Origin of the sequence: Caldinitratiruptor microaerophilus, from assembly GCF_025999835.1 — a bacterium.
GTDB lineage: Bacteria > Bacillota > Sulfobacillia > Symbiobacteriales > ZC4RG38 > Caldinitratiruptor > Caldinitratiruptor microaerophilus.
On the sequence record NZ_AP025628.1, the window covers coordinates 1,348,799 to 1,374,718 of the forward strand.

Sequence of the window (25,920 nt, forward strand, 5' to 3'; positions counted from 1 at the left end):
GTCAGTGCCCCGCTTCCTTGAGGAAGGCCTGGTAGGCGGCGCTGTCCATGAGCGCGTCCAGCTCGGCCGGGTCCTTCAGCTCGACCTTGATCATCCAGCCCTGGCCGTACGGATCCTGGTTGACGAGCTCCGGGTGATCCTCGAGGGCCTTGTTGACCTCGACCACCTTGCCGCTGACCGGGGAGAACAGGTCGGACACCGTCTTCACGGACTCCACGGTGCCGAACTGCTTGCCCTGAACCACCTCGGCCCCCACGGCGGGCACCTCGACGAAGACCACGTCGCCGAGCTGGTCCTGGGCGAAGGCCGTGATGCCGACGGTCCCGACGTTCCCCTCCACCCGGATCCACTCGTGCTCCTTCGTGTAGCGCAGGTCGGCCGGATAGTGGAGATCTGCCATCGCCGATGCCTCCTCATGATGATCTCGTGCACGACCATCTCGTCGTGCTACTGGCCCGCGGCCGGGCCGGTCTGCGGCCTAGGCCGTCGGGTGCGCCGCCGGGCCCGTGCGCCGGTAGAACGGCCGGGGAACCACCCGGGCGCGCAGGGCCCGGCCACGGATCAGGACGTCGAACTCGGTACCCTCGGCGCCGAGGTGGGCGGGGACGTAGCCCATGCCGATCGGCTTGCCGAGGGTCGGCGACTGCGTGCCCGAGGTCACACGTCCCACCACCTCGCCGTCCCGGGCGATCTCGTAGCCCTGCCGGGGAATCCCGCCGCGGTCCAGCATCTCGAAGCACACGAGCTTGCGGCGCAGGCCCTCCTCCTTCTGGCGGGCCAGCGCCTCACGGCCGATGAACTCCCCCTTCTTCAGCTTGACGAAGGAGCCGAGGCCGGCCTCGAGCGGGGTGGTGGTGTGGTCGATCTCGTGGCCGTAGAGCGGCATCGACGCTTCCAACCGCAGCGTGTCCCGGGCGCCGAGGCCCGCGGGCAGCAGCCCGTGGGGCCGGCCGGCCTCCAGGAGCGCGTGCCAGAGGGTCGCGGCGTCGGCGGCGGGGACGTAGATCTCGAAGCCGTCCTCGCCCGTGTACCCCGTCCGGCTCAGGACCAGCGTCCGGAGGCCGGCGACCTTCACCCCGTACGCCGCCGCGTAGTACTCGATGGCCCCCAGGTCCGCCTCGGCGAGGGGCTGGAGGATGGCCTGAGCCCGCGGGCCCTGCAGGGCCAGCTGGGCGACCTCGCCCGAGATGTTGCGCACCGCGAGCCCCCGGATGTCCCGGGTGTTCTCGGTGACCCAGGCGAAGTCCTTGTCCGTGTTCGCCGCGTTCACGACCATCCAGAAGTGCTCCGGCCCGAGCCGGTAGACCAGCACGTCGTCGACGACGGTGCCGTCGGGGTAACACATCGGACTGTACAGGGCCTTCCCGTCGGTGAGGCGCGAGACGTTGTTCGTCACCAGCCGGTCGACGGCCTCCCGGGCCCCGGGCCCGGTGAACTCGAACTCGCCCATGTGGGACACGTCGAACAGACCGGCCGCTGTCCGTACCGCCCGGTGCTCCTCCACGATGCCCGTGTACTGGACTGGCATCTCCCACCCTGCGAAGGGGACCATCCGGGCGCCGAGCCGGACGTGGGCGTCATACAGGGGCGTGCGGCGCAACTCCTCTGCCAAGGCCCACCACCTCCCGTCCGCCAGACCTAGTGTGCGCTGGAAAACCACGAGGGCACAGCGGCAGGCCTGCGCTGTGCCCTCTGTCCCGTGACCTGAGAGATTCCCCCGCTGCGGGGTTACCCCTTGGGTGGCCGCGTGGTCCCGGCACTCTCCAGAGTCCCGTCCGGCATCCGGTCACGCCTGCCTGAGAGTTTCCGCCCGGCTCCAGCACAGCAGGGCCTTGCTCCTTCGGCGCCCGGTTCGGCACCGCCGCTCCTCCGGCGGGCCCGCCGGGACTCTCCCGGGGCCATCATCCGGCCGGTATGGGTTTGTCTGCCACGCTTAGCGTAGGGAAACGCGTCCCGAAGTGTCAAGCCTCCGCTCGCACGCCTGGCCCCCGCTGGTACGACGTCACGGCGGCGATCGGCGTCTCCGGAGCGGCCTCAGAACAGAGCGTCCCGGCTGGCCAGTCCGGCGGGATCCCGTATCTGACCCGTCCTGCGCGTCTCGGGCGGGAGCCGTCGAACCGTGGAGGTCAAGCCGTTCACTGCTCCGGAACGTTGTTGCGCCTCGCGGGACGAAGTGCACTTCAGGAACCGCAGCGCTCCTCGTTGCGGTACCCGAAGTGCACCGCTCCCCCGTCACGACGTGCCAGTGCGGGGGCCGCGGCGCATTCTTGATGTGCTTTGTTTACGTAATATCCGTGTTCTGTCGACACCAATCGGCCGGTGGCGCGTTCACAGGGGCCCTGTGTGCACTTCGGGAACCACGACACTCTTTGTAGCGGTTCCTGTACTGGGAGCGCGGTTCAGGACACGACGCCAACACCTACATGGTCCTGGACCCGCACCGTGCGGCGCGTGAAGCCGAGCTTGAACGCGTGAAGATTCGGCTCGAACGGGAAGCGTACAAGGGCGAGGCCGTGATCAAGGAACTGGCAAACGTGCAGGTCGCAAGCAATCGGTTTCACGACAACGCTCGGCCCGGCTTTCTGGTCAACCCGCTCACAGGTGAACGCCTCGAATTCGACCGGTGGTACTTGGAGGGCGTGGCGCTCGAGTTCCAGGGTCGCCAGCACTACGAGCCTACGGAGGCGTTTCCCGACCCCGAGAAGCAGCGACAGCAGCGGGCGCGCGATCTCATCAAGCTCGCCCTTGCCAGGGAGCACGGCGTGAGGGTGGTTCTCATCCACCCGGAGGACCTGACCTTCGAACGGCTCCGGGCCAAGCTGGAGGGCCTCCTCCCCCTGCGAGAGCTCCACGAGGAGGACCCCGTCGTCCAGTACCTCCGTACGGTCAGCCGGCGCTACGTCCGCAAGGCGGCCCGGCCTACAGCGCGGAAAGTGGCCGCCGGGACCGTGTGACCCCGCCCGATGCGGTGAGAACGGGGGCGGAGCGCTCGAACCGGGAGACCCGGTGCTCGGGCCGTTCGCTGCGAAAGCGCCGGCGCACCCGCACAGGGTGACCCTCACGATACCGGCTCCAGTACGATACGGTCACCCGGCCGGGTGGCGGTGCGCGCTACCGTGCCGGCCGGGAGTTCCACTGCGAACCGGGCTCCGGGCACCAGACCGCCGGGGCTCCACGGCCGGAGGGGCGTCAGCGCGCGCAGGATGCGCCCGTCGGGGCCGACGAGCAGCACGTCCACCGGGATCCGCATGAAGAAGCCGTGCACCCCCGCGCACGGTCGGATCACGAGGCCTTCCCCGTCCCGCAGTGCCGTGCGGCCCATGAGGCCCCGGAGCCGCCGCCAGAACGTGTCCGCCACGGCGGCCCGTTCGGCGAGGACGGCGCCCCGGGTATCGTTGCGCACCCGGACCGCGGGCGGAACCCGGCGGGTGAGCCGGCTCACGGGCGCAGCACCCCCAGGAACTGGATCACGACGGGCCCGAGGATGACCACGAAGAGGCTCGGGAAGATGAAGAAGACCAGCGGGAAGAGGAGCTTGAGCGGGAGCTGCATGGCTCGCTCCTCGGCGCGCTGCTTGCGACGAAGCCGCATGGCGTCGGACTGCGCCTTGAGCACCCGGCTGATGCTCACCCCCAGCTGATCGGCCTGGACGACGGCCGCGACGAAGGTCCGGAGCTCCGGAGAGCCGGAGCGGTCGGCAAGGGCCCGCAGGGCGTCGGCCCGGGTCTGGCCGAGCCGGATGTCCCGGAGGTACTCCCGGAACTCGCCGGACACGGGCTCCGGGAACTTCTCCGCCACCTTCTGCACGGCCCCGTCGAAGCCCAGGCCGGCCTCGACCGAGACCGACAGGAGGTCGAGCACGTCCGGGAGGGCCCGGGCCAGCATGCGCCTCCGCCATGCCCCCCGCCGGGCCGCCCAGACGCCGGGAAGGCGCCAGCCCAGGACTCCGAGGCTGGAGGCGAGCACGGCCGGCAACAGCGGCGCCCCGGCCAGCAGCCGGTCGAGGCCGAGGAGCAGGCCCCCTAGCACCCCCAGGGTCGCCAGCGCGGCCTGCAGGCCGACGAAGCGCGCAGGGTCGATCCGCAGGCCCGCCTCGTCGAGCCGGCGCCGCGCGGTGTCCACCAGCGCCCGGGGTAGAAGCCTCCCGAGTGCCCGCAGTCCGCTCTCCACCAGCGGCCGCACCACCCGCTCGGTGAAGGGAAGCGTGAGCTCTTCGGGCTGGGCTCCGGCGGCGCCGGGCCCGTGGATCTCCTGCAGGCGGCGGGCCAGGGGGGTCGCTGCGGCCGGGGTCATGGCAGCGACGGCGAGCAGCGCCCCGGCGGCGAAGCTGAGACCCACGATCAGGGCTTCGAGCACCGCATCCACCCCCCCTCACACGTCCATGTTGACCAGGTGCCGGATCACCAGGATCCCGGTGGTCTGCATGAGGAGCCCCATGGCCAGCATCACCCAGCCGAGGGGGTGCTGCACCAGGAGGCCCACGTGTCCCGGGTTCATGACGTAGAGCACCAGGCCCAGCGCCGGCGGAAGCAGCGAGATGATCCACCCCGACAGCCGGCCCTGGCTCGTGAGCGTGCGGATCTGGCCCAGAAGCTGGAGCCGGTCCCGGAGGGTGCCGCCGATCCGCTCCAGCACTTCCGCCAGGTTGCCTCCGACCTGCCGCTGGATGAGGACGGCCGTCACGGCGAGGTCGAGATCCGCCGACCCCATCCGGCGGCTGAGCGCGGTGAGGGCATCCTCCAGCGGCACCCCGACCTTGTGCTCCCGCAGGACCCGGGCGAACTCGCCGGCGACGGGGTCCGGCATCTCCCGGCTCACCACGGCCAGGGCCTGAAGGAACGAATACCCGGACCGCAGGGCTCCTGCCACCAGCGCCAGGGCGTCGGGAAGCTGGGTCTCGAAGGCCCTCAGCCGGCGCGCCAGGCGCTGACGGAGCCAGAGGGCGGGGAGCCCGTACCCGGCGAGCCCGGCCGCCCACGCAGCCGGGCCGAGCCCCAAGGCCAGCCCGAGCAGGGCGCACCCGCCCGCCGACGCGATCCGCAGGAGGAGAAACTCGCCCGGCAGCATGCGGATGCCGGCCTGCTGGAGCCGCTCGAAGGCCGGGCTGTGCAGGGGAGTCCGGGGCCGGTCTGCGCTCCGCCCGCCGGTGCGACCCGCCCGGAAGCGGCCGAGGCGAGCCCCGATCGCCGCCAGGACCCGGGCGGCACCACGCGCCGCGGACCGGCGGCGAAGAAGCGGCGGGTCGCCGGAAGGATCGCCCGCGCCCGGAGGCCCGACGGCGCCGGGCGGCTCCGCGCCGGGCACCGCCGTCCGGCGCAACCGCTCGAGGTCGGCCAGGCGCCGGCGGACGGGGTCTCCCTCCTCCGGGCCGAGGATAAGGGCGGTCGCCAGGGCCGTGAGGGCGAAGATGAGGGCAGGCCAGAGCACGGCTCAACCCTCCAGGAAGATCTCGGGCGGCAGCTCCCGGCCGGCCGCCACCAGGCGTTCGTAACAGCGCGGGCGGATGCCGGTGGCGACGTGCCGTCCCACCACCCGCTCCCCGTCCATGCCTTCCTGCCGGTAGACGAAGAGGTCCTGGAGGACGATGACGTCGCCCTCCATGCCCTGCACCTCGGTGATGTGGGTGATGCGGCGGGTCCCGTCGCGGAGGCGGGCGCAGTGGACGATGAGGTCGACCGCCGAGGCGATCTGCTCCCGGATCGCCCGCACGGGCAGGTCGACGCCGGCCATCAGGACCATGGTCTCGAGGCGGCTGAGCATGTCCCGTGGGCTGTTGGCGTGCCCGGTGGTGAGGGACCCGTCGTGACCGGTGTTCATCGCCTGGAGCATGTCGAGGGCCTCACCGCCCCGGCACTCCCCGACGACGATCCGGTCCGGCCGCATCCGCAGGGCGTTCCGGACGAGGGCCCGGATGCTGACCTCGCCCTGCCCCTCGATGTTGGCAGGGCGGGCCTCCAGGGAGACCACGTGCTCCTGCCGGAGCTGCAGCTCGGCGGCGTCCTCGATGGTGATGATCCGCTCGTCCGGAGGGATGAACGACGACAGGGCATTCAGCACGGTGGTCTTCCCGGCACCGGTCCCGCCCGAGACCACGATGTTGAGCCGCGCCGCCACGCACGCCTCCAGGAACTTGGCCATGGCGGGGGTCAGCGTTCCCCACTCGACCATCTTCTCGATGGTGATGGGGGTCCGGGCGAACTTCCGGATGGTGACGGTCGGACCGTTCAGGGCGAGCGGCGGGATGATGGCGTTGACCCGGGAGCCGTCCGGGAGGCGGGCGTCGACCATCGGAGAGGCCTCGTCGATGCGCCGCCCCAGCGGCGCCACGATGCGCTCGACGATCAGCAGCACGTGGGCGTCGTCGTCGAAGCGCACGTCGGTGCGCTCGATGCGCCCGTGCCGCTCCACGTAGACCGTGTCCGGGCCGTTCACCATGATCTCGCTGACCTCGGGGTCGTCGAGGAGCGGCTGGAGGGGCCCGTAGCCCATGAGGTCGTCGTAGAGCGTCCGGGCGACCGCCTCGCGCTCGAGGGGGGAGACGGACTCCTCGTCCTCCAGCGCCTGCTGGATGAGCGCCAGCGCTCGCTCCCGCTCCGCGGCGCCCGCATCGGGCGTCCCGCGGGCCCGGCCAGTCGCGGGGACCTGGCCGTCCAGCGTGCGCGCCAGCTTCTCCTGGACGCGCTGCCTGAGCGCCGGATCGACCGGCCGCCGGCGGTACGGGGCCGGCGACCGCGGGGGCGCGGCGGGGCGCGCCGGGGCCGCGGCGGCGGCGCCGTCGGGCACGGGCGGGCTGCCGTGGCCCCCGGCCGGCCGGAGGCGCCCGCCCCGGTCGGCCGCAGGCGACGAGGAGACCGGGGCCGAGGCCGGAGGCTGGGCGGAAACCGCCGGAGAGTCCGCCGCCGGAGCAGGCGGGGGCGCCGGAACAGGCGAGGGTGCCAGGGCGAGGCCGGTGCGCAGGGCCGGGTCTTCCATCCTGGTCTGGAGGCGCTTGTACAGGCTCAACGGGGCTCACCTCCCCAGGCCGAGGCCGAAGAGGCCGAGCATCCTTCGCCCGAGGCCGGGACCTCGATCCGCCGCAGGTCCAGCCGGCACGGGCGAGGCGTGGGCCGCAGACGCCATGACACCGTCCGCTGCGCCGGCGATCAGCCGGTGGGCCAGCGCCGAGATCGCCTCCGAGAGGGCCACGCGTGCCCGGCGGGTGACCAGGAGCTGGCCGGCGTTGGCCGACCACGACGCCGAGGCCGGGTCCCAGGGCAGCTCGTGGGCGACGGGATACTGGAGGCTGCGCTCGATGTCCTCGCGCCGCGGGGCTTCAGCGCTGCCGGTCATGTTCAGGACGAGGTCGACGCGCTCGCGCGGGTAGCCCAGGCGCCCCACCAGGATCTCGAGCAGCCGCGCCGTGTTCTGCAGGGCCGGGATCTCGGGCACGGAGACCACCACGATTCGGTCCGAGAGGTCCAGCGCGGTCAGCACGCCCTCCCTCAGCCCCCGCCCGGTGTCCACCACCACGTAGTCGTGCTCCCGCCGGAGCGCCTCCAGCGCCTCCGCCACGTAGTTGCGGCCGGGTTCGGCACGCCCCTCACCGTCGACCTCGGCGGCCTGGTGGGGGTACGGCGGCGCGGCCAGGAGGCCCAGCCCGGGAATCCCTCCCCGGGTGAGGGCCCGCCGCAGGTGCTCGGGGGTGAGGGGTTCTTCCACGCGGCACACGTCCAGCCACGTGGCGGCCGCCCGGACCCCCAGGAGGCTGTGAAGCACGCCGAACTCGAGGTCGAGGTCGACTGCAGCCACCGGCAGCCGGGTCTTGAGCGCCAGGGAGGCCGCCAGGTTGCAGGCGAGGAGGCTCTTCCCCACCCCGCCCCGGGCACTCACGAGCGTGACCACCTGGCCCCGCGGGCGCTGGGGACCGGGCTGCGGATCGGCCCTGGTCCGGCCGGCGGCCCGCCGCGCAGCGCTCACCAGCTCCTCGTACGTGAAGGGCTTGATCAGGTAGTCCCGGGCGCCCGCCTGCATCGCCCTGCGGAGGTACTCCGGCTCACCCTGGACGGAGATGATGACCACGCCGGCTCCGACGCCCGAGGCCGTGATGGCCGCAGTGGCCGCGATGCCGTCCAGCACTGGCATGTTCACGTCCATCAGGACGACGTCCGGCCGGAGGTTCCGGGTGAGCTCCACGGCCGTCTGGCCGTCGGCGGCCTCCCCGAGGACGACGAAGCCCTCGTCGAGGCCGAGCATCGCCCGGATCGACTGGCGAACCTGCTCGGAATCGTCCGCGATGATCACCCCGAGCCGATCGGCCACGGCCGCTACCTCCCCAGACCGTAACGGGTGTCGTCCAGGATGACCGGAGGCACGTCGGCCTCGGCCACCGCCGGGCGCAGCACGAGCTTCAGGTGGCCCACCGCCTCGGCCAGGGCGACCTCCACGGCCTCGGCCGGGGTGAGGGCCAGCGTGTAGGAGGTCAGCCGCGCGGACTCGGACGCCCTGGGCGTGTCGTCCCCCGGCTTCGCCGCAGGGGCGGGGCCACGGGCCAGAACCGTGACCCCCTGCAGGAGAAGCCGCGCCTGGGCGGTGCGCGGGCGGCCGGCAGTCTCACCCTGGCCGGAGCCGGCGCCGCCCCCGGGCTCCGAGAGGACCAGGATGAGGTCGACCTGGTCACCGGGCTGAGGGTAGCCGCCCGCCCCGGACGTCTCGTTCACCGCCACCGTGACGGCCCGCCGGCCGGCCGGGATGCGGAAGGGCAGCGCCGCCCGGGCGGGGTCGGCGAGGTGGCTCTGCAGGAGGATCGCACCGGCGGGCACGTCCGTCTGCGCGATCCGGCCACGGATCGCGTCGGGTCCGGAGACCGCCCCGGCGGCGAGATCCCTGGGCGCCTGCCGGACCTCGAACTGGTCCGCGGTGAGGGGGGTGCGGGCCGGGACGGCGGTCCGGGCGACGAGCACGGGCACCATCTCGACGGCGGCCCCGGCGGCCCTCCGGCCGACCGCCGCGTAGGCCACGCTGGCCGCCACCAGGCCGGCGAGGGTCGGGATGAGGAAAAGGCGCGCCCACCTGCCGGACAAGCCAGCCACCTCCTACTTCACGAGACGCACCACGTGGGCGCCGTAGTCCGGGGCGCTGTCGCTGCCCTCGCCGGTCGTGACGAAGCGCAGGAATCGCCCCGTGACGCTGGCGCCGTCCACTGCTTCCAGGAAGAACACGCCGAAGGCCACCACCGTGACCTCGCCGCGGCCGTTCGGAAAGGCGCTCACGATCGGCACCGTGACCAGACGCGCCGAGCCGGGGCGCACCGTGCGGAACGTCGCGTCCGGGTCCGCCTGGATCCGGGCCTCCACGGCCCGGCGGGTGGGCCCGGACATCACGCCGGGCTCGGTCTCGACCACGTCGCCGACCCGCACCCACCCCCGGAAACCTTCCCGGAGGTGCTCCTCGTACCGGCTGGCCCCTCGCCCCTCGAAGGCCAGGGCGCGGAAGTTGCCCGGGCTGATGGCCCCGGTTCCGGCGTCTCCCTTCAGGGTCACCTGCTCCCCGTAGGTGTACGTGGCCTCGGGGACCCCCAGGGGCACCGCCCCGCGGGCACCCGAGAGAACCTGCCGGGCGGCGACGGCCTCGGCCGGGACGGTCACCCGGAGGTACCCGAGCACCGGCGCCAGGTACAGGGGTTCGTCCGCCTGCAGGGCGACCCGAAGGCGGGAGCGCGCTGCATCCACCTCGATCGCCGCGCCGGCCGCCGGAACGCCGTTCGCCTCCAGGTACCGGGCGGCCGTCTGGACCGCCCCGTCCGGGTCGTCCGGCAGAAACGGGGCGCCGGCGAGGGCGGCGGCGTCCGCCACGGCGCTCAGCCGGGCGCGGGTCACGTACAGCCGGCCCGCGTCCACCACCAGCGCGGCCAGGCCGGCCAGCGCCGCCAGGCCGGCGGCGACCAGGACCGCCACGCTGCCGCGCTCGCCCCGAGACCGGCGGGACTCACTCCACACGGGATACCAGCCGGACACGGAGGGTCGCCTCGCTTCCCATGACGTTCTCGATGAAGGGCGTCACCGGACGGAAGGGGTACCCCAGTTCGATCGTCAGCTCCGCGCCGGGGAAGCGCTCCGCCTCCGGGGGGGCGATGGAGATGGTGAGTTGCCTGGCGTCGACGGCGGCCGCCGACTCCTGGATCCTCTCGACGATCTCGCCGTCCGTCGCCCCGGTGATGCCCAGGCGCACCCCCTCCCGGGCCGCGTGCTGGAGGGACAGGTACGCCGCACCGAGGCGGCCGAAGTCGACCATCCCGAGCAGGAGCAGCAGGAGGATCGGCAGCACGAGCGCCAGCTCGACCACGGACTGGCCGCGCTGGCCCCGCAAGGACCCTAACCGCACGGCCGCCCCACCTCCGGAGATCCTGCAAACGAGGCCCGAGGTCGGGCCTCGGGCCTCGCGCAGGTGGGTATCCGCTTCGCGTCCCGCCCCCGTGGGGGTGCCGGGGGCGTGGCGTCCCCGGTTGGGGGCGCCGGGCTAGCTGCTACTGGGAGGCGGGTTCGCCACGCCATTCAGCGTCTCGGCGATCTTCTTGAAGATCTTGTCCAGGCTGCCGGTCATCGTGCCCAGGACACCAATCAGTACGACAGCTACGAGCGCCAGGATCAGCCCGTACTCCACCATGCCCTGGCCGTGCTCCTCCCGGAGCCGTGCCCACAGGTTCCTCGCCCGCACGTACAGAGCCAGCATGTCCTCTACCCTCCTTCCCTCCGGGTCGGGCAGAAAGACTCCCGTCCGTCGGGCCGACGGGAGCCTGGCCGCCCTTCCTCCCGGGGGGAAAGGGGATGGGCCGGCACGGTCCCGTTCGGCAGCCCGGCTGCCATGGGCGCCACCCCGGGGGGAAGGGTGGCAGCCTGTAGGCCCGTGGCTTTGCGCCCGCCGCTTTCGCGGCGTTTGCCTTTTCGTGGGAGCAACCGGTAGCCTTCCTGCCGGCGCCCATGGCGCCTGCCCTCGGCGACTCCATGGTAGCAGGAGCACCGTGGCAGGCGCATGAGTCCGCGGTCTCATTTTTCCGCTGATACCGGAGTCCCGGCACGCCGGGACCCCGGTCCCACCTTCCGGGACCGGGGTCCCATCCCCGCCGCCGGCGAATCCGGCCGTCCGGCCGGGGCCCGGCGCACTCAGGGGTTCGCTGCCGCACCTCCGGTGTCTCCTCCCGGGGAGCCCCCGATGCCGTCGCCGCCCCGGCGCTGTCCCGGGTCGGGAACCAGGCCGGACCGGATCGCCCAGAGCGCCGCCTGCGTGCGGTCGGAGACGCCCAGCTTCTCGAAGATGTGGGTCAGGTGGTTCTTGATGGTCTTCTGGCTCAGCCAGAGGGCCTGGGCGATCTCCCGGTTCGTCGCCCCCTGGCTCACGAGCCGAAGCACCTCCCGCTCCCGCTCGGTGAGGAGCGTTCGCCCCATCGGGGAGGGCTCCCGCCCCAGGGCGAGCTCGCGCAGCACCTCGCCGGCCAGGGTGGGGTGCATGTACGATCGCCCGGTCGCCGCGTGGCGGATCGCGGTGATCAGGCTCTGGGAATCCGCGTCCTTCACGAGGTACGCGTGGGCGCCCGCGCGGATCGCCCGGAGGAGGTACTCCTGGTCCTCGTGCATCGTGAGGATGACGATGCCGAGATGGCGCGCGCGGGAGCGCAGGCGGCTGATCACCTGCAGACCGCCGCCAGGCATCGAGATGTCCAGGGTGACCACGTCCGGGTCGAGCTCGAGGCAGAGGGAGACGGCCTCGGCGGCCGTGCTCGCCTCGCCGACGACCGTGAAACCCGGTTCAAGTTCGAGCACCCGGCGCAGCCCCTGACGGAACAGCGTGTGGTCGTCCGCGATCAGGATCCGCACGGGGTCCGCCACCGTCTCACCCCCGTCCCTTTCTTGCACCGGCCCTACGCGTCCGAGGCCGGCAGAACCGGCACCACGAACTGGAGGCGGGTGCCCTGACCGGGCTGCGACTCCACCTCGAGCCACCCCCCCAGCACCCGGGCCCGCTCCGCCATCCCCGCGAGCCCGAAGCTCCCCTCGCGCCGCCCTTGCAGCGCCGGGTCGAATCCCACCCCGTTGTCCTGGACCGTGGCCCGCAACTCGCCCTGGCGCACCTCCACTGTCACCTGGGCCCGCGATGCCCCGGAATGCCGGGCCACGTTGGTGAGCGCCTCCTGGACGGAGCGGAAGACGGCGATCTCGAGCGCCGGGTCGAACCGGCGGTCGGCGCCGAAGCTGGCCAGGTCCACCTCGACGCCGGTGCGGGACTGGTACTCCTTGATGTAAGCCCGCAGGGCGGGCACCAGCCCGAGGTCGTCCAGGGCCATGGGCCGCAGGTCGAAGATCACCTTGCGCACGTCCTGCAGGCTGATCCGGACCAGGTCCTTGAGCTGGCTCAGCTCCTGGCGCAGGCGCTCCCGGTCCTGGTCCAGGAGGCGCAGGCAGACGTCGATCCGCAGCACCACGTTGGCCAGGAGCTGCGCGGGCCCGTCGTGGATCTCCCGGGCCACCCGCCGGCGTTCCTCCTCCTGGATGCGGATCGCGGACATGCCGATGTCCCGGGCGCTCCCGCTGCCGCCGGGTTGCCCGAGAACCTGCCGGGATGCCGCCGTGACCTCCCGCGCCAGGGAGGCAAGGTCGTCCGCCAGCCTCATGGCCTCCGCCACCGGACCCGGCGCCGCTCCGGCGGGACTCGCCAGGGCTCCGGCGAGGCGCCGGGCCCGGGCCTCGGCCGCCGTCAGGGAAGCCACCCACGCCTGCGCGACGTGCGCGGCCGACTCCGGCCCCACTGGCGTGGAACGCCCTCCCATGGCAGGCCATCCCTCCCCTGGCGCTCGCCCAAGTATTCGGCCAGCAAAAGGTTGAATCCTGCCACACCCACCGGCATGCCCGTAATCCGGTTTCTGTCACCATGGGCCCCGGCCCAGGCATAGCGTGGTCTAGAGATCTGAGGGAGGTGACCACCTTGGCGCACCTGAAGTGCGTGAAGGTGCCGGTCGTGCTCGGCCTCGGGGCCACTCAGCACCTGATCTGCACGGAGATCCCGCTCCGGCCCCCGGCTTTCGAGGTCAAGGACACGGAGAAACGTGTGGAGATCACGCAGTGCAGCGTCGGCGGCGTGGTCAGCACCAACGAGAAGTGCGTGGCCAAGGTCATCATCGACGCCGTACTCAAGAAGAATATCAATTTCAAGACCGCTCAGAAGGAAGTCGATGAGCAGGAGCCCCTCCAGGGGGCCCTCGAGAGCCGCATCATCTGCGGCGACCTTCGTCACTGCTTCGTGAAGCAGTAGACGACCCTGAACCCTTTCGCCGGTAGTAAGCGGCCGCCCTTTGGTGACTGCGCTAACGGCCCGGGCTCGAGCTGGCCCGGGCCTCGTAGTGCATGCGTTACACGTCGCCTACTCGCCCCGGGGGATCACCGTCACCCGGGGCCGATGCATGTGTGGGGTCGGGTGCAGGACGAAGTGGTCCATCAACTCCAGTGCGATCCGCCGGCGTTCTTCAGGCCCTAGCTGGTCGAGGACGCCGGCCAACTGCTCCCGATACTCGGCCGCCTTCGCTACCCGGACCGATGTGTCCCGTGGCTGGAGGTGCCGGAGACGGTCCTGTAGCTCTGCTTCCAGGCGGTGCAATTCGTCCCGCTCGGCGCGCAGCTGCCGCAAGGTTCGCTCGGTCTGCTCTTCATCCCAAAGCCCCCGGGCAAACAGGAGTCCGACCCTCTCGATCTCGGCCGACTTCTCCTCCAGCCGGCGCCTGACCTGCTCCAACTCCGCGGCCACTCGGGCAAGCTCCTCCGGGTTACCGGCCGAGCTCTCCAGGGCGTGGGCTATGAGTTGGGGGTCAAGGATCCACTCGCGAAGCGTGGCCCACACGGCCTCCTCTACCCACGTCGCCAGTTTGTTCGGCAGGGGGCACCGGCGCTGCCATCGGTTCCGGCATGTCATGTACTGCCGGCCGCCCGCGCCGTGGGCGCCGTAGTAGATCGGGCCGCCGCATAGTCCGCAGCGACCCAACCCCCGCAGCCAACGGTCGGACCCGGTGTAGCGCACCGTCCGGTGCTGGTCGAGCACCCGTTGGGCGGCCTCCCAGGTTTCCGGGTCCACGATGGGCGGGACCCGCACGGTCCGCCACTCGGACGGGGGACGCGACCGGAAAGTGAGCTTGAGCCCGCGCTGCCGTCGCCACTCCGGGGGGAACTGGCGCAGGGCCTGGATTCCGGCGGCGTCGACCCGGTTGAGACGGGCTTCCCCGCGGTACACGGGGTTACGCAGGATGTCGTGCACCGTGCTCCGGTTCCACTGCGGCCGCCGTCTCCTGGGCGTGGGGACCCCGAGGGCCGTCAACCGCCGTGCGATCTCTTCCGCCGGTGCCCCCTCGATGCACCACTGATACATGCGCCGGACCCATTCTGCTTCTTCCGGCTTGATTTCCAGTGGCTGGCCGCTCTTGACCCCGGCCGTGTAACGGTAGCCGTAGGGCTGGAACCAGTGCGGTATTCCGCCGGCCGCGATCTTGCCGGAACGCCCGCGGCGGGTGCGTTCGAGGATCTTTGCCTTCTCCAACTCGCTGAACACGCCGCGGATAGCGAAGAACGCCTGGCCGTCCGGGTCTTTCCGGTAGGTGTGCTGCACGAACTCCAGCTTGGTGCCGGCGCGTTCGATCTCTTCCGCGATCAGGAGTTGGTGCACCAGCTTCCGGCTGAACCTGTCTGGGTCCAGGCAGATGAAGTAGTCCACCTTGTTCCGAGCGATGAATTCCCTGACCTGGTCCAGCGCGGGCCGCTCAAGCCAGTCACCGCCAACGTGATCCTCCCATTCATACGTCCTGAGTTCCGCCCCCGCTGCACGTGCCAGTACCTGAGCCCTCGCGAGGCAGGCGGCCCGCTGTTCCGGGATCGAGTACCCTTGCTTCCCCTGTTCTTCCGTGCTCACCCGGTAGTACAGAACGACGGTCAGAACCGTCCCCATTCCTACCCTCCAACCGGTGAAGTAGCCATCGGATCACGCGGACGACGCGCCAGGCCGGCGGGCGGTCCATCACACCACCCCCGGTGTACGCTTACCGGGGGCGGGCTTGGACTAGAACTTTTAGAGGAGTTCGTTCAACTCGTCCACAGTGAGGTCTGCCTGTTCCAGGATGTAACCCAGGAGGCGGGGACCGATCGTTTCTCCAGAATGGACGGGAACTGTGACCAGTCGACCACCGGGGCGCCGCAAGAAATGATGGCTCCCTCGCACCCTGACCACGACGAAACCGGCTCGCACGAGAGCCCGGACGAGCTCCGCTCCGGTGATCCGGGGCATCCTGGGACTCACGCCGTGACCTCCACTTCCTCGATGGTCACGTCCGCATCACCGGGAGGGATCGGGTCTCCTGAAGCGGACAGGGCCTCGATGTAGCCCTCTATGGCTTCTCGAACCCGCTCCAGGACCTCGGGGCGGGTTTTACCGTGCGTTACGCATCCCGGCAGGGCCGGAACCCTGGCCACGTACTCCCGCCCGTCGCTGTCCCATTCCACGACGACCTTGAACCTCCTGGACACCCGGCAACACCTCCGCAAAGTCGCCCCGACCTCATCGCTGCTGGGCTCCCCGCACCCGGTTGATTTGCTCCACGTACTTCGCCAAGTCCGTGCGGGACATGAGCACCACCCCGGTCCTTTTGGCCATGTCCTGGGCATCTGGGGTGAAGCCGTGGGAATTCGTGACCACCATGGCGATGTGCGCCTTGTAATACGCCTTCGCGGCCAAGGCTTCCTGGACGGCCCGGATGCCCACGGGGCGCCGCCAGCGTTTGGCCTGGACCACCCATCGCCGGCCGTTGTTCGGTTCGACCAGGATCAAGTCGGCCCCCTTGTCGCCCTGGTAGGGTGTCCGCTCCACGGTGAACCCGGCGTTTCGGAACTGGCGTTCCAGCCACTTCTCGAAGTCTAGACCGGACATGTTGTACGTTTCCCGGACTCCCTTGCCGCCGAGGCGTATGTCGTCGGCTTTGTCGGTCAGCCACTCCTCCAACATCTCAAATCCGAGTTTTATCAGTCCCAATACGACGGTAAAGGCAAGAGCGATGAGGAAAAGCCAGATCGCTGAGCCCATCAACTCCCCCCCCATGTATGAGCCTTCCTTGCCCGAACGGATGTTCTAGTGCTACGATGGAAGCCCAAACCATCGATAGCGAACCTGTGTTTGGGGGAGTGCCGAGTGGAAGCCGAGCAACTGAGAACTGCTCTACTACGCTGTGCGAACCGGGCGTTACGCCGGGCGGACGCCGAGGCGGCCGCGGTGCTTACTCGTTGCGCGGCCGCGATACCTTCGGCGCAAGACCGAGGATCACGTCTTGCGCAGCCTTGTCGAATCCGGCTTCCTGCAAGTGCCACCGTAGGCGCTCTTCAAGGTCCGCATTCCAACGCACGTATTCTTGGGGATGGTCACTTGCCCCCAGCAGATAATCGACGGTGACGCCGAGTATTTCTGCCAGACTTGGTAGGGTTTCGATTTTAGGAAACTGCTCACCGGAAAGCCAGCGGGAAACTCGAGACTGGTGCACCTTGAGGCGGGCAGCAAGATCGATGGCCTTAATACCCCTCTGTTCCATTAGCTCCGCGAGTCGGCTGGCGAACACCCTCGCCAGCTTTTTCCGCTCTTGCTCCACGCGCACACCCCCACGCGTATTGTAGCGTTTTGGGCACATCAAGGCCCCTTTTCTCCAGAAGGGCATATTTGCGCTTGACTCTTTCCAGACACGCATGTAGTATTGGCCTCGGAGGTTTCCCGTTGAGAAAGTCATGGCTGATATATGCGAGGTGAGCACATATGGGCGAGACGCTACGGGACCTTCGTAGGGCGGCGAATCTGACACAACTTCAGGTTGCGCAGGCCCTCGGCCTGGACCATCGGGGGTACATGAGGCGCGAAACGGGAAGGGCGAAGTTGACCGCCGAGGAGTCGCTGAAGCTCGCTGAACTGTTCGGTGTCCCGGTCGAGCGCGTGATTCGGGCGCGCCGTGTGGCTGAGGACGGGCGTAGGGATTACTGGCGGCGGAAGGTGACGGCGTGAGCCGGCCTTGCGCGCTCGCTTTTCGGGAGGTGTGCGGGGTGGTTCCCGAACCGGCGCCGGCGACCGAGGAGCGGCGACCGAACCGGGATCGGGTGGTCCGGGTCATACGGTGGCTCCTGGCGCGGGTGAACGCTGACACGCCCCCAGCTCAGCAGGACGGCGAGACCCCCGAGGAGGTGCGACGGGAGTGAAGTATCAGCCTGGGGACTGGGTGATCTTCTCCGGGCAGCTGCCCCAGGAGTATCGGGACGCGTTCGACGAGACATGGCGCGCGATCGGGCGCATGCAGGTTGTGGACGTTCTGCCGCAGTGCCGGCTTCCCGGGGATAACGAACCCCGCGAGGCCCTGGTTCTCCGCGTGGGGACCTCTGGAAGTGTTCTTGTGCGACCCGAATGGGTCATACCCTGGGTGCCCGATCTTACCCCTTTCATCCGCCAAGTGCTGGCCTTGGCCCATGAATACGTGGGTGCCGTGAAGCAGTTCGACGTGGAGCTTCGCAGCGAGAAGCCTACTCTTTCCCTGTTTGTCAACTACGACGTTTTCCGTGCTAACGTGCAGGCCCGGAAGCTGGCCCCCGTTCAGACATCCGCTGTTGCGCACTTTGAATACGTCTACGTGGAGTTCGCTGACCCCAAGGGCTGGACAATCCGAATCAACAGTTTCGTGCCGGACCAGACGCCGGCGCCCGTCAGTTGACCCATCGCCCCCTGGGCGGGAGCGTGTGCCGCTCCTGTCCCGGGGGCGTTTCGGTACGAGGAGAGTGGGCGCGTGAGCATCAAGGGCGGCCGCAGGAACACCCGGACGGTCCCCGTGGCCGCCAGGGTCCGGCCCTGGTACGCCGGGATGTGGTGGGCTCTGCGCCGCCAGTGCCCGGACATGGAGCCCCAACGGCTCATGGAAACCGCGATAGAGCTTCTGTGGCTCCATTTCGAGCAGGCCCGAGGACTGGACAGGGCCGGCATCATCGAGGAGGCAGTACGGGCTGTTGAGCGTGCCAATGGACGCCGGGCGCCGGCTGGAGCTTAGACGGGTCGACGGCCGATACGTGGTTCTCTTGGTAGAGCAGCGAGGGACGGTCACTCGGACCTGGGTCTTGTACGGGCCTACCTCGTGGGCCTCGGCCCACTGGCGCCTGTGGCTCCTGGCGACAAAAAGGATTCCCATGCCTTCGCAGGTAGGACATGGAAGCGAAGCCCCGCCCGGGCTTGAGGGCGAGGGTCCGGGGCCGGGGAGCCCGTCAAGGCCTCCGGCGTAGCCGGCGCCCCGAAGGGGCTCGGCCTTGACGGGCGGGGTCCCCGGCCCGGTAGCCTGAGCCCGGCCCGGGCGGGGCGGGGCGGGAATCGCATGGTGGTGGCTAAGTCGGGGGTGGAATCATGATCCGGGCCAGGGTCGAGTATCGCGGGTGTGCCGCCTGCCGGCGGCTACATCCCGTGAGCGAGATGGTGGCGGTGAAGGGTCGCGTGGTCAAGTCGGCCCCGGGAACATGGCGGCCGGGCAAGGTCCTGGTGATCGGCGAGGTGTGCCGGCGGTGCGCCGGGCGGCCGGAGGCGCTGGATAAGGTGGCGCTGCGGGCCTCCTCCGAGCTGGTGACGTTTGAGCCGGTGCGGGAGGGGTGAGCATGGCCCGTGAGACGAGCGGCGGTCGCATCGGCCGCACGGTCTACATGGAGCCTGAAACCTGGGCTCGGCTAGAGGCCATGGCCCGAGGCGAGATTCCGCACCCCGCGTTTTCTCTGTACGAGATTCGGCGGGGGTCCGTCTCCAGCGTGCTGGAGCACATCGCCCGGTGGGACGCGGAGGCCGTCGTGTCGCAGCTGCGCGAGCGGATTGCAGAACTGGAGTCACGCCTACGCCGGGTGCCTGAGGCCCAGGTGCACGCCGAAAGGCTGTTGCAGGCGCTTGCCGGTACGGCCGAGGCCCTGGAGGCCCTGCGGCGGATTCGGGTTTAGTGCATGCGTTTACCGAGGCCTTCGAGCTGCGCCAGGCGCTCGAGGTGCATGCACCACCGCCCGGGCGGAGTGAATGCACAAGGGGCGCCGGCGCTGCCGGCGGCCAGGCCGAAAGTGCATGCAGCGGGCACCCGCCCGCTGTAGCCCCCGGGTGTCTAACAGGGGGCCGCACCAATACATGTCCACACAACATGATGTTCCATACGGTGGAACGATATGCAGCTTGGCGAACTAAATGAGCGCAGGGCGGCCGAGCGCCGCGGCATGACCCTGGAGGAGTATCGAGGCTGGAAGCAGGAGCGCCAGGAACGCCGTCTACGGTGGCAAGGAGTGGGGCAACTGAGCCGGGAGCGCGCTGCGGCCCGGCGGGGGATCACGTTGGATGAGTACATGCGCCTCTGCGAGGAGGCCGAACGCCGACGTAAGGAGCGGGCCAGCGAGAGGCAGGCCCAACGGGAAAGGCGGGAGCGGCTGACGGCCCTGCTGGCCGAGCAGCGGCGCCGCATGACATACCCCGGAGAGGGGACCGACCTCGGGGACGGCGTGCGCCTCCTGCATGTGGCGGTCGACTCCCTGGCCGTCACGGTCTACGGAGAGGTGCCCGCACCCCTCGTGGAGAGGTGGCTGAACCTGAAGCAGGAGGCACGAGAGGCGGACGCCCCCCAGGAAAGCGGTTTGGTGTTTCGGGGCAACCACTTGCTGGTGCAGCCATGGGGCTGGAGAAGTTATGCCATATGGCTCCAGAGCCCAGACCTGTCCGTGATGGTCACGAACCGCACAGGTTATCCGCCTCTCTATATTCAGCTTCGGGCCTCGTACCTCTACACCGTTGGCCCGGCGAAGGCGTGGGAAGAGGTGGCGGCTTGGATCGATACGTGGATCATGCGTAACAGTGCGCGGGTGAGCCGTATCGACCTATGCGCCGATCTCCAGGGATGGGATCTATCGGAGACTCCGCTGACCCACTTCCTCACGATGGCGAAGATCCGTGAGCGCCGGCCCGATCTGGTGCTGGATGATGGCCGCGTCATCTACTTCGGCAACCGCACGTTCACGTTGTACTTCGGCAGGCGTTCGTCCCCGATCATGGCGCGCATCTACGACAAGACCGCTGAGGTAGTGGCCACGGGCAAGACCTGGTTGTACAACTACTGGTCCGGGTGGGACGGGCAGAGCCGGGTAGTCCGTGTCGAGTACACCATGGGGAGGGAGTGGCTTGAGGCATTCGACTTGGCCGAGGCAGAGCCCGCAGATGTCCTGGAGGCGGTGGGCGATCTCTGGCGGGAGGCTATGGCCTGGCTGACGCTCCGTCGGCCGACGTCCGACCCGAACAAAAGCAGATGGCCCCTCGCCGAGTGGTGGGTGAGACTGGCAGGGGCCGGGTGGGCGGATTGCCGGCAGGGGCTCGTCCGGGGCGCCCGGTTCCGGGTCATGGACGCGGAGGCAGAGGCGTTGGCGCCCGGCCTACTGGGGTACCTGACCTCGGTGGCGGTAAGGAAAGGGTACCGCATACCACAGCGGGGAGCCGGACGTTCTGTGATGGCGATTGCCGCAGAGGTGCTACGAGACTACATGCGCCGTAAGAGCGAGACGTGGGAAGATGCGATACGGCGCAAGGCACAGCGTTCGAACATCGTGAGGAGGGATTAAGCGATGACCCAGGAGATTCTGGCCGAGCTCGCTGCCCTGGAGGAAGCCTACCAGCAGGCACCCGAACGTGACTACGAGGACCTTCCTGACGGAGATTATACTGCCTACGTGTACGACGGCACGGTCGAGAAGAGCAAGGGGAGCGGTCGGCTCCAGTGGAAGCTGACCCTGCGGATCACCGGGCCGAAGTACCGGGGAAGGTACGCGTGGTACTACCGGGGCCTGAAGGAGCAGGAGGACCTGAGTCGGCTCAAGGGCGACCTCAATAGGTTGAAGCTGAAGCTGGAGAGCATTACGGACTTGCCCGAGTTGACCAAGACCAAGGTTCGGGGTATGCACATCAGCTTCCGACTCAAGACGGGATCGGACGGGTTCCAGCGGATGTACCTGGGCGGACCGGCGCCCGTACCGAAGGGGGGCGAGGAACTGGAGCCTTCTCCGTTCTGAGAGTCAAACCCAACTTGGACATGCCGGCATCTAGCCGGATGTCTAGCGTGGCTGGTGGCCTGGTGCGGGGCATGATGCCCCGCACTTTACGTTTTTGCACATATCAGCGACTCTAGCATACCTAGTGTCTTTCTTTGGGGGGCGGACGTAATGAACCTTGTTTTAATCGCCACTCATGGCGTGTAATGGGGGTGAGGGGACGGAAGGGGGCGGCGCCGGTGAATAGCTACTGGGTACGGCTGCCGACCGGGGACCTCGTCGAAGTGGTCTACCGGGCCGACCTGGGCACCATGCTGGTTGCCGCCCTGCTCCTGTTTCTAATCGCCTGGGAGGCGGCGGCCTGGCTTTGGAGCTTGATTCGGGGGCTTTTCACATGACGAGTGCGGCCGCTGCCAACTGGGAGGATTACACTTCTCTCGTTCTGGTAGTCCTCATTTCGTCAACTATCATCGTGTCCATCAGGAGCATGTTAATGGTGATGCGCCGGTATGTACGGGGCCGCGTTTAGCGCCTTTGTGGCGTGGTGGCTGAGTTTGGACGAGGTGCGGTCGATCTTCGCCGGTGCACTCCTTCTCGGTCTGTTCGTCCCCGCTGTCTTCAGCCTCTGGGATTGGGGGACCTAGCTCATGTCCTTCGACCCGCAGATTTCCGAGGTGCTGCGTTACGCGAACAACTTCTTCGCCAGCGGCTACACCATCGTCGCCCTCGTCGCAGGTATCGCAATCGGGGCTTTCGCCATTCGGGTGCTCTTGAGTCTCTTCCAACGCCGAGCGTGAGCTTTCGGGGTCGGATGACCCCGAGGATGCTTTCCGGTCCGGCTTCGCCGGATCACATGCGAAGGGGGGTCCTGCATGAGCTTCGATGCCAGCCCGCTTGTGAGTGGCCTGGGTCCCAAGGTCGCGGAGAGCCTCGCCAGCCTCGCGCCTATCCTCCTGATCCCCGCGGGGCTGATCGTGGCGGTCGCGATCGGAAGCATTCTCCTGTCGTTCCTCGGGCGCGTGCGGTCCGGGGCTGCGAAGGGCAAGTAACCCGAACGAGCGCCGGCGGGCGGGTTTCCCGCCCGCCTTGGCGCGAGGGGGTGTCGTGGGTGTGGTCGCTCGATACATGGGCTATCACGCAGGCCGCAAGGATCACCCTAGAAAGTACATGGCCGATGCTTCTGGCACCCGCGGTGCTTTGGTTTGGCTTCGTGATCGCTGGAGCAACCATCGGTTTCGTCCGTCGGGTTCGCTGACTCTAGCACCTCTACTGCCCGGGTGGTCTTACGCTGACTGGTTTCCGGGGCTGGAGGAACGTTTTCGAGAGTTCTTGGGCTACATTTGGCCAGTAGTTGCACTTGTAGCGGGGCTCATTCTTGCTGCTTGGCTAATGGACTTACTGGCCGATATTGCGGCCGATATTACACGGTTGGGGGACCCGGACGATGAGGACTAAGCGGGTTCCTCTCGCTCTATTCGTGGCGACCCTGCTTCTTCTGGCGCCCGCGCCGGCTGTGGCAGTGACTGTAGGCCCGTTGGGCTCGGCAACGTGGACGGGCCTCTATGGGACGGAGAGCCCGGACCGCGTGCCTGGCCTCGTCGATGGGAGCGAGACCAACGGGTATTTCGCCTGCGCGGTATCGGCCAGCGAGTACGCGGTTGGCGTGAGGTTCGACCTGGGAACGACCTACGATCTCGACCGAGTGTACGTGAACGTTGAAACCGGACTATCCGGGAGCTCGGTAAGTGTGCGGCTCCTGGATGCCAGCAACGCCGTGGTGGATTCCTGGACGTGGACCGCGACGAACGTTTATGACCTGGCCGGCGCCTGGGCCGGAGTCCGGTATGTCGAGTGGGAAGCCCATGATGCCGGCCCGTCCGGGTCCTGCACGGGCTCTTGGGAGTTGCAGGTGTACGGCACAGCCACAGGGGCCCCACCACCTAGTACGACGGATTGGACCAAGAAGCTCTACGACTACCTGACTGACCCGCCTCCGGCCCCGTCTGCACCGGCCCTCCCCTCGTTCGGCGGCTGGACGAGCGTAGGTTCGCCTGGCACGATGGTTCCCCTGCCGAATCCACCACAGACCCAACATTCGGCCGTCACGACGGTGCCGGCGCGGCAGTTCCCGGTGCCGCCGGCCATGCCGGCCCCGCCGCCGCTTCCTCCTCTGCCGGAACCGGATACAACTCCCTTTTGGGACGTACTGGACCCCGTGCCTTCGGCGGACCCCCTGCTCCCTTCGGACCCGGCGCAAGCACCGGACCCGCCGCGATCCGCCGATCCTGTGATCCAGCGTGACGCGCCGGCCGCGAATGACCCGGTTCAAGCGCCGGACCCACCGCAAGCGAAGGACCCGGTGATGCCGCCCGACTACATGCAACCTGACCCGGTGCTACAGCGGGATCCTGTCATGGGAAAGGATCCTGTAATGCAGATAGACCCAATCATGCAACCAGATCCGTCAGGGTAAATTCCGATATGTCAACGGATGTGACTGCCATGTTCAGGCGTCTTGTCATAATGATTGCAGTTGCGATCATGGGTGTGGGTAGTCGTGTGGTGGCTGCGGGCGATTTGCTGCGCGGGGTTACCCCTACGTGGGACGGCTGGAGTAGTGTGTCCAATCCTGCAGCGGCAACTGACGGGGACCCGACGAGCTATTTGAACGCGTTGTTGCCGGCCGGTCGCAACGACGGTAATTTGTATTGGTCTATGTCAAGATCGTACGTGGCCGAATTGCGGATACGCTTGAAGTGGACTGCGGGCACTAGCGTTGTTGGGCCGATGAGTTTAGAATTGCAGAACAATGGGACTCGGGTTTGGTTTAGTTATCTTGCACTTGGTGATAATACTTATGTCTTTTATCCTAACGTTACAGCAAACAGAGTAAGGTTGTTTCTGAACGATAATTCCAGTTATGCTCAAAATGTTGAAGTTTACTGGTTAGAGGCGTATAGCGAGGTACGGGACACTACGCCGCCTTCTGCACCGAGTGGAGTGCAGGCGGTCGCGGGAGATACTACGGTAACGATTTCGTGGTCAGCGGTGCCTGATACCGACTTAGCAAAGTATCGAGTGTACCGTGACGGAAGCTTAATTGCTGAGGTAACAGGAACTACCTACATGGACGCGAATTTGACTAACGGTGTAACTTATACGTATGAAGTGTCAGCGGTGGACAAGGCGGGGAACGAATCGCCAAAGTCTGCTGCTGTGACGGCAACTCCTATGGGACCACCGCGGTCCCCCGTGTTGCAAATTACTTCTCTATCTCAAACAACTGTTGATATAGCTTGGGAGCCAATCGGTAACGCTGACGGATTTCGCATGTACCGTAATTCACTTCTAATAGCACAACTGCCTTCGGGGAGCCAAGCATTCCATGACTCTGGTTTAAGCCCCGAAACTGAATATACCTACAAGCTGGTTGTTTATAACAAAGTCGGGGAATCTCAAGCTACTGTAACTGTAACCACGCTGCCGCCTCCCCCACCGCCACCCGATCCCCCTGGCACCCCGGTGGGCCTGGGCATCTTAGACGTGAGTAAAACGACAGCATCACTGGGATGGTCGGTGCCCTTGGGTCTTGTTCGAGGCTATAGGGTATATCGAAACGGCCTCCTGGTTGCTGAAACTCGCGACACGGTCTTCGTAGACCGTAATCTCTTGCCTCAGACCCGTTATTACTACCAGGTAGTCGCCTGGAACGAGGGCGGCGAGTCGACCCCGGCCGCCGTGGCGGTCACTACGCTGGCGGCATCCTTTAGTGAGACTGTCCGGGCGGGCCTCGAATCGAGCCTTGGACGGGCCAGGGATTATGTCGTCTCTGCGGCCGGGGGCGTGGCCCCTTGGATCGTGGTAATTGCTGCCCTCGTAACTGCCGTCAAGTTGGGGAACTTCTTCCTCGGTTTGTGGAGGTGAGCCCTGTGGGCGTGATCGAAGGGTTCGGCCCCGTAATCCAGGAGTTGGTGCCCGGCCTCCTCGTCTGGTTCGGGATTGTGGCGGCCGGGAAGGTCGCGGTGCAGATGCTCTGGTGGCTCTCCCTGGTGGGCCGCGGGAGGCGGTAGGCCGTGTGGGACTGGTTCGAGTCGGTCTGGAGGCGTGGGCTGGACTGGTGGCGCACCACGATAGGCGGCGCTGTAGATGCCGTTCGAGACTACATCGCCGGCGCCGTCCGGGACATAGGCAGGTTCTTCCAGGATTTCGGCTCCGATCTCTCGGCTGCCCTGGCGCATCTTTTCGGCCCGATATGGAGCTTCTTGTCCGACACCTGGTACCTGATCGAGCGTGTGATCGGCCTGGTCGGTCTACTCCTTCGTATCGTCCTTGAGGTGCTCCAAATCCCGGTCTCACTGGGAGCCGGAATCATTAACACACTGGCCTCTGTCGCTCTGTTCGATCCTGCGGCAGTGGCGCCGGCGCCAAAGAGCCTGTACGCGAGTGGGGTTGACTGGGTACTGGGCCTGATCGGACCCTGGGTGTCGCCCCTGGCCGGGATAATTGAGGTCGGAGTGTGGCTCGCGGTCGGGTTCGCCGTGTTCCGCATTCTTGCGCCGGCGGCCTCGGACGGGTGATCGCCGATGCGGAACATCATCGATGCCATCTTCGGCCCCGTTGTGGACATTCTGAACAAGATCATCGAGTGGCTCGGCCAGGTGCGCCTGATTGCTGCACACGGGTTTGACCTGGGGATATACCTCGGCTACGTGGCGTGGCTGCCACCGCCCTGGCTGTCCCTCGTGAAGACGGTTGCCCTCGGTGCCCTCCTGGTCGCCGTGGTGTGGGCCGTCCGGGCTCTCTGGAGCCTGTACCTGACTCTGAAGTCCTCCGTGAAGTGGTGGTGAGT

At 68.0% G+C, this 25,920-nt stretch carries 34 protein-coding genes and 2 riboswitches; of the genes, 16 read left to right on the forward strand and 18 right to left on the reverse strand.

The annotated features are described in order from the left end of the window. Position 1: 1 nt before the first annotated feature. Together gcvH and gcvT are read right to left on the reverse strand one after the other, a co-directional pair. A complete protein-coding gene (gene gcvH, locus caldi_RS06535; RefSeq protein ID WP_264844310.1) occupies positions 2–400 on the reverse strand; it encodes a glycine cleavage system protein GcvH in 399 nt (132 codons plus the stop codon). A 78-nt stretch (positions 401–478) separates the two neighbouring features. After that, on the reverse strand, positions 479–1,612 hold the full coding sequence (gcvT, locus tag caldi_RS06540) for a glycine cleavage system aminomethyltransferase GcvT (protein ID WP_264844311.1): 1,134 nt from the start codon (positions 1,610–1,612) through the stop codon (positions 479–481). A gap of 70 nt (positions 1,613–1,682) precedes the next feature. After that, positions 1,683–1,777: riboswitch (glycine riboswitch) on the reverse strand. A gap of 694 nt (positions 1,778–2,471) precedes the next feature. On the opposite strand from gcvT, the gene caldi_RS06545 reads away from it, so the two are divergent. Beyond that, the gene (locus caldi_RS06545; protein WP_264844312.1) at positions 2,472–2,954 is read left to right on the forward strand and encodes a hypothetical protein; all 483 of its coding nucleotides are present in this window, start codon (positions 2,472–2,474) and stop codon (positions 2,952–2,954) included. 104 nt (positions 2,955–3,058) lie between these two features. On the opposite strand, the gene caldi_RS06550 is transcribed toward caldi_RS06545, so the two are convergent. From caldi_RS06550 to caldi_RS06600, 11 genes are all read right to left on the reverse strand, one after another. Then, complete coding sequence (locus caldi_RS06550) at positions 3,059–3,442, reverse strand: DUF192 domain-containing protein (protein WP_264844313.1); 384 nt, start codon at positions 3,440–3,442, stop codon at positions 3,059–3,061. Continuing rightward, on the reverse strand, positions 3,439–4,356 hold the full coding sequence (locus tag caldi_RS06555; RefSeq protein ID WP_264844314.1) for a type II secretion system F family protein: 918 nt from the start codon (positions 4,354–4,356) through the stop codon (positions 3,439–3,441). The genes caldi_RS06550 and caldi_RS06555 overlap by 4 nt, the downstream gene beginning before the upstream one ends. A gap of 15 nt (positions 4,357–4,371) precedes the next feature. Then, a complete protein-coding gene (locus caldi_RS06560; RefSeq protein WP_264844315.1) occupies positions 4,372–5,427 on the reverse strand; it encodes a type II secretion system F family protein in 1,056 nt (351 codons plus the stop codon). A gap of 3 nt (positions 5,428–5,430) precedes the next feature. Continuing rightward, complete coding sequence (locus tag caldi_RS06565) at positions 5,431–7,002, reverse strand: CpaF family protein (RefSeq protein ID WP_264844316.1); 1,572 nt, start codon at positions 7,000–7,002, stop codon at positions 5,431–5,433. Positions 7,003–7,008: 6 nt separating this feature from the next. Beyond that, positions 7,009–8,298, reverse strand: a complete 1,290-nt coding sequence (locus caldi_RS06570; protein WP_264844317.1) for a response regulator — start codon at positions 8,296–8,298, stop codon at positions 7,009–7,011. Between the two features lie 5 nt (positions 8,299–8,303). Then, positions 8,304–9,059, reverse strand: coding sequence for a Flp pilus assembly protein CpaB (cpaB, locus tag caldi_RS06575; protein ID WP_264844318.1), 756 nt, complete (start codon positions 9,057–9,059; stop codon positions 8,304–8,306). Between the two features lie 12 nt (positions 9,060–9,071). Beyond that, the gene (locus tag caldi_RS06580; protein WP_264844319.1) at positions 9,072–9,992 is read right to left on the reverse strand and encodes a pilus assembly protein TadG-related protein; all 921 of its coding nucleotides are present in this window, start codon (positions 9,990–9,992) and stop codon (positions 9,072–9,074) included. Further along, on the reverse strand, positions 9,964–10,359 hold the full coding sequence (locus tag caldi_RS06585) for a TadE/TadG family type IV pilus assembly protein (protein ID WP_264844320.1): 396 nt from the start codon (positions 10,357–10,359) through the stop codon (positions 9,964–9,966). The genes caldi_RS06580 and caldi_RS06585 overlap by 29 nt, the downstream gene beginning before the upstream one ends. Before the next feature lie 135 nt (positions 10,360–10,494). Then, positions 10,495–10,707: a Flp family type IVb pilin gene (locus caldi_RS06590; RefSeq protein ID WP_264844321.1), complete on the reverse strand. Its 213-nt coding sequence runs from the start codon at positions 10,705–10,707 to the stop codon at positions 10,495–10,497. A 114-nt stretch (positions 10,708–10,821) separates the two neighbouring features. Beyond that, a riboswitch (cyclic di-GMP riboswitch) is annotated at positions 10,822–10,926 on the reverse strand. Positions 10,927–11,138: 212 nt separating this feature from the next. Then, on the reverse strand, positions 11,139–11,861 hold the full coding sequence (locus caldi_RS06595) for a response regulator (RefSeq protein ID WP_264844322.1): 723 nt from the start codon (positions 11,859–11,861) through the stop codon (positions 11,139–11,141). A gap of 32 nt (positions 11,862–11,893) precedes the next feature. Then, on the reverse strand, positions 11,894–12,799 hold the full coding sequence (locus caldi_RS06600; RefSeq protein ID WP_264844323.1) for a sensor histidine kinase: 906 nt from the start codon (positions 12,797–12,799) through the stop codon (positions 11,894–11,896). 155 nt (positions 12,800–12,954) lie between these two features. Between caldi_RS06600 and caldi_RS06605 the strand changes: the two genes are divergently transcribed. Then, positions 12,955–13,281, forward strand: a complete 327-nt coding sequence (locus caldi_RS06605) for a hypothetical protein (protein ID WP_264844324.1) — start codon at positions 12,955–12,957, stop codon at positions 13,279–13,281. Between the two features lie 108 nt (positions 13,282–13,389). Here the strand turns inward: caldi_RS06605 and caldi_RS06610 are convergent, their stop codons facing one another. The 5 genes from caldi_RS06610 to caldi_RS06630 all read right to left on the reverse strand — a co-directional run bounded on the left by caldi_RS06610 (position 13,390) and on the right by caldi_RS06630 (position 16,642). Continuing rightward, positions 13,390–14,958: a recombinase family protein gene (locus caldi_RS06610; protein WP_264844325.1), complete on the reverse strand. Its 1,569-nt coding sequence runs from the start codon at positions 14,956–14,958 to the stop codon at positions 13,390–13,392. Positions 14,959–15,078: 120 nt separating this feature from the next. Continuing rightward, positions 15,079–15,294 (reverse strand): type II toxin-antitoxin system HicA family toxin, encoded by a 216-nt coding sequence (locus caldi_RS06615; protein ID WP_264844747.1) that lies wholly within the window; start codon positions 15,292–15,294, stop codon positions 15,079–15,081. Between the two features lie 8 nt (positions 15,295–15,302). Next, positions 15,303–15,533 (reverse strand): type II toxin-antitoxin system HicB family antitoxin, encoded by a 231-nt coding sequence (locus tag caldi_RS06620; RefSeq protein ID WP_264844326.1) that lies wholly within the window; start codon positions 15,531–15,533, stop codon positions 15,303–15,305. A gap of 31 nt (positions 15,534–15,564) precedes the next feature. Continuing rightward, complete coding sequence (locus caldi_RS06625; RefSeq protein ID WP_264844327.1) at positions 15,565–16,086, reverse strand: restriction endonuclease; 522 nt, start codon at positions 16,084–16,086, stop codon at positions 15,565–15,567. Positions 16,087–16,276: 190 nt separating this feature from the next. Continuing rightward, positions 16,277–16,642: a helix-turn-helix domain-containing protein gene (locus caldi_RS06630; protein ID WP_264844328.1), complete on the reverse strand. Its 366-nt coding sequence runs from the start codon at positions 16,640–16,642 to the stop codon at positions 16,277–16,279. Between the two features lie 161 nt (positions 16,643–16,803). Here caldi_RS06630 and caldi_RS06635 point away from each other — a divergent pair, with 161 nt between their 5' ends. The 14 genes from caldi_RS06635 (at position 16,804) to caldi_RS06695 (ending at position 25,918) form a co-directional block, all read left to right on the forward strand. Further along, positions 16,804–17,046, forward strand: a complete 243-nt coding sequence (locus caldi_RS06635) for a helix-turn-helix transcriptional regulator (RefSeq protein WP_264844329.1) — start codon at positions 16,804–16,806, stop codon at positions 17,044–17,046. Positions 17,047–17,084: 38 nt separating this feature from the next. Beyond that, the gene (locus caldi_RS06640) at positions 17,085–17,237 is read left to right on the forward strand and encodes a hypothetical protein (RefSeq protein WP_264844330.1); all 153 of its coding nucleotides are present in this window, start codon (positions 17,085–17,087) and stop codon (positions 17,235–17,237) included. Continuing rightward, positions 17,234–17,743: a hypothetical protein gene (locus tag caldi_RS06645; protein WP_264844331.1), complete on the forward strand. Its 510-nt coding sequence runs from the start codon at positions 17,234–17,236 to the stop codon at positions 17,741–17,743. Before caldi_RS06640 ends, caldi_RS06645 begins: the two co-directional genes overlap by 4 nt. A gap of 677 nt (positions 17,744–18,420) precedes the next feature. Continuing rightward, the gene (locus tag caldi_RS06650) at positions 18,421–18,663 is read left to right on the forward strand and encodes a hypothetical protein (RefSeq protein ID WP_264844332.1); all 243 of its coding nucleotides are present in this window, start codon (positions 18,421–18,423) and stop codon (positions 18,661–18,663) included. Between the two features lie 2 nt (positions 18,664–18,665). Further along, positions 18,666–18,995 (forward strand): hypothetical protein, encoded by a 330-nt coding sequence (locus tag caldi_RS06655; RefSeq protein WP_264844333.1) that lies wholly within the window; start codon positions 18,666–18,668, stop codon positions 18,993–18,995. Between the two features lie 378 nt (positions 18,996–19,373). Continuing rightward, complete coding sequence (locus caldi_RS06660) at positions 19,374–20,645, forward strand: replication initiation factor domain-containing protein (RefSeq protein WP_264844334.1); 1,272 nt, start codon at positions 19,374–19,376, stop codon at positions 20,643–20,645. A 3-nt stretch (positions 20,646–20,648) separates the two neighbouring features. Next, positions 20,649–21,092: a DUF669 domain-containing protein gene (locus caldi_RS06665; RefSeq protein ID WP_264844335.1), complete on the forward strand. Its 444-nt coding sequence runs from the start codon at positions 20,649–20,651 to the stop codon at positions 21,090–21,092. A 218-nt stretch (positions 21,093–21,310) separates the two neighbouring features. After that, a complete protein-coding gene (locus caldi_RS06670; RefSeq protein ID WP_264844336.1) occupies positions 21,311–21,469 on the forward strand; it encodes a hypothetical protein in 159 nt (52 codons plus the stop codon). A gap of 249 nt (positions 21,470–21,718) precedes the next feature. Then, positions 21,719–21,868 (forward strand): hypothetical protein, encoded by a 150-nt coding sequence (locus caldi_RS06675; RefSeq protein WP_264844337.1) that lies wholly within the window; start codon positions 21,719–21,721, stop codon positions 21,866–21,868. A 75-nt stretch (positions 21,869–21,943) separates the two neighbouring features. Continuing rightward, positions 21,944–22,120: a hypothetical protein gene (locus caldi_RS06680; RefSeq protein ID WP_264844338.1), complete on the forward strand. Its 177-nt coding sequence runs from the start codon at positions 21,944–21,946 to the stop codon at positions 22,118–22,120. Positions 22,121–23,858: 1,738 nt separating this feature from the next. Beyond that, positions 23,859–24,995 carry a fibronectin type III domain-containing protein gene (locus caldi_RS17740; protein ID WP_406568122.1) on the forward strand — a complete coding sequence of 379 codons (1,137 nt, stop codon included), beginning with the start codon at positions 23,859–23,861 and terminating at the stop codon, positions 24,993–24,995. A gap of 5 nt (positions 24,996–25,000) precedes the next feature. After that, positions 25,001–25,141: a hypothetical protein gene (locus caldi_RS06685; protein WP_264844339.1), complete on the forward strand. Its 141-nt coding sequence runs from the start codon at positions 25,001–25,003 to the stop codon at positions 25,139–25,141. Between the two features lie 3 nt (positions 25,142–25,144). Next, positions 25,145–25,648 carry a hypothetical protein gene (locus tag caldi_RS06690; protein WP_264844340.1) on the forward strand — a complete coding sequence of 168 codons (504 nt, stop codon included), beginning with the start codon at positions 25,145–25,147 and terminating at the stop codon, positions 25,646–25,648. Positions 25,649–25,654: 6 nt separating this feature from the next. After that, entirely contained in the window at positions 25,655–25,918 is a 264-nt protein-coding gene (locus caldi_RS06695) for a hypothetical protein (RefSeq protein ID WP_264844341.1), read from the forward strand. Positions 25,919–25,920 lie beyond the last annotated feature (2 nt).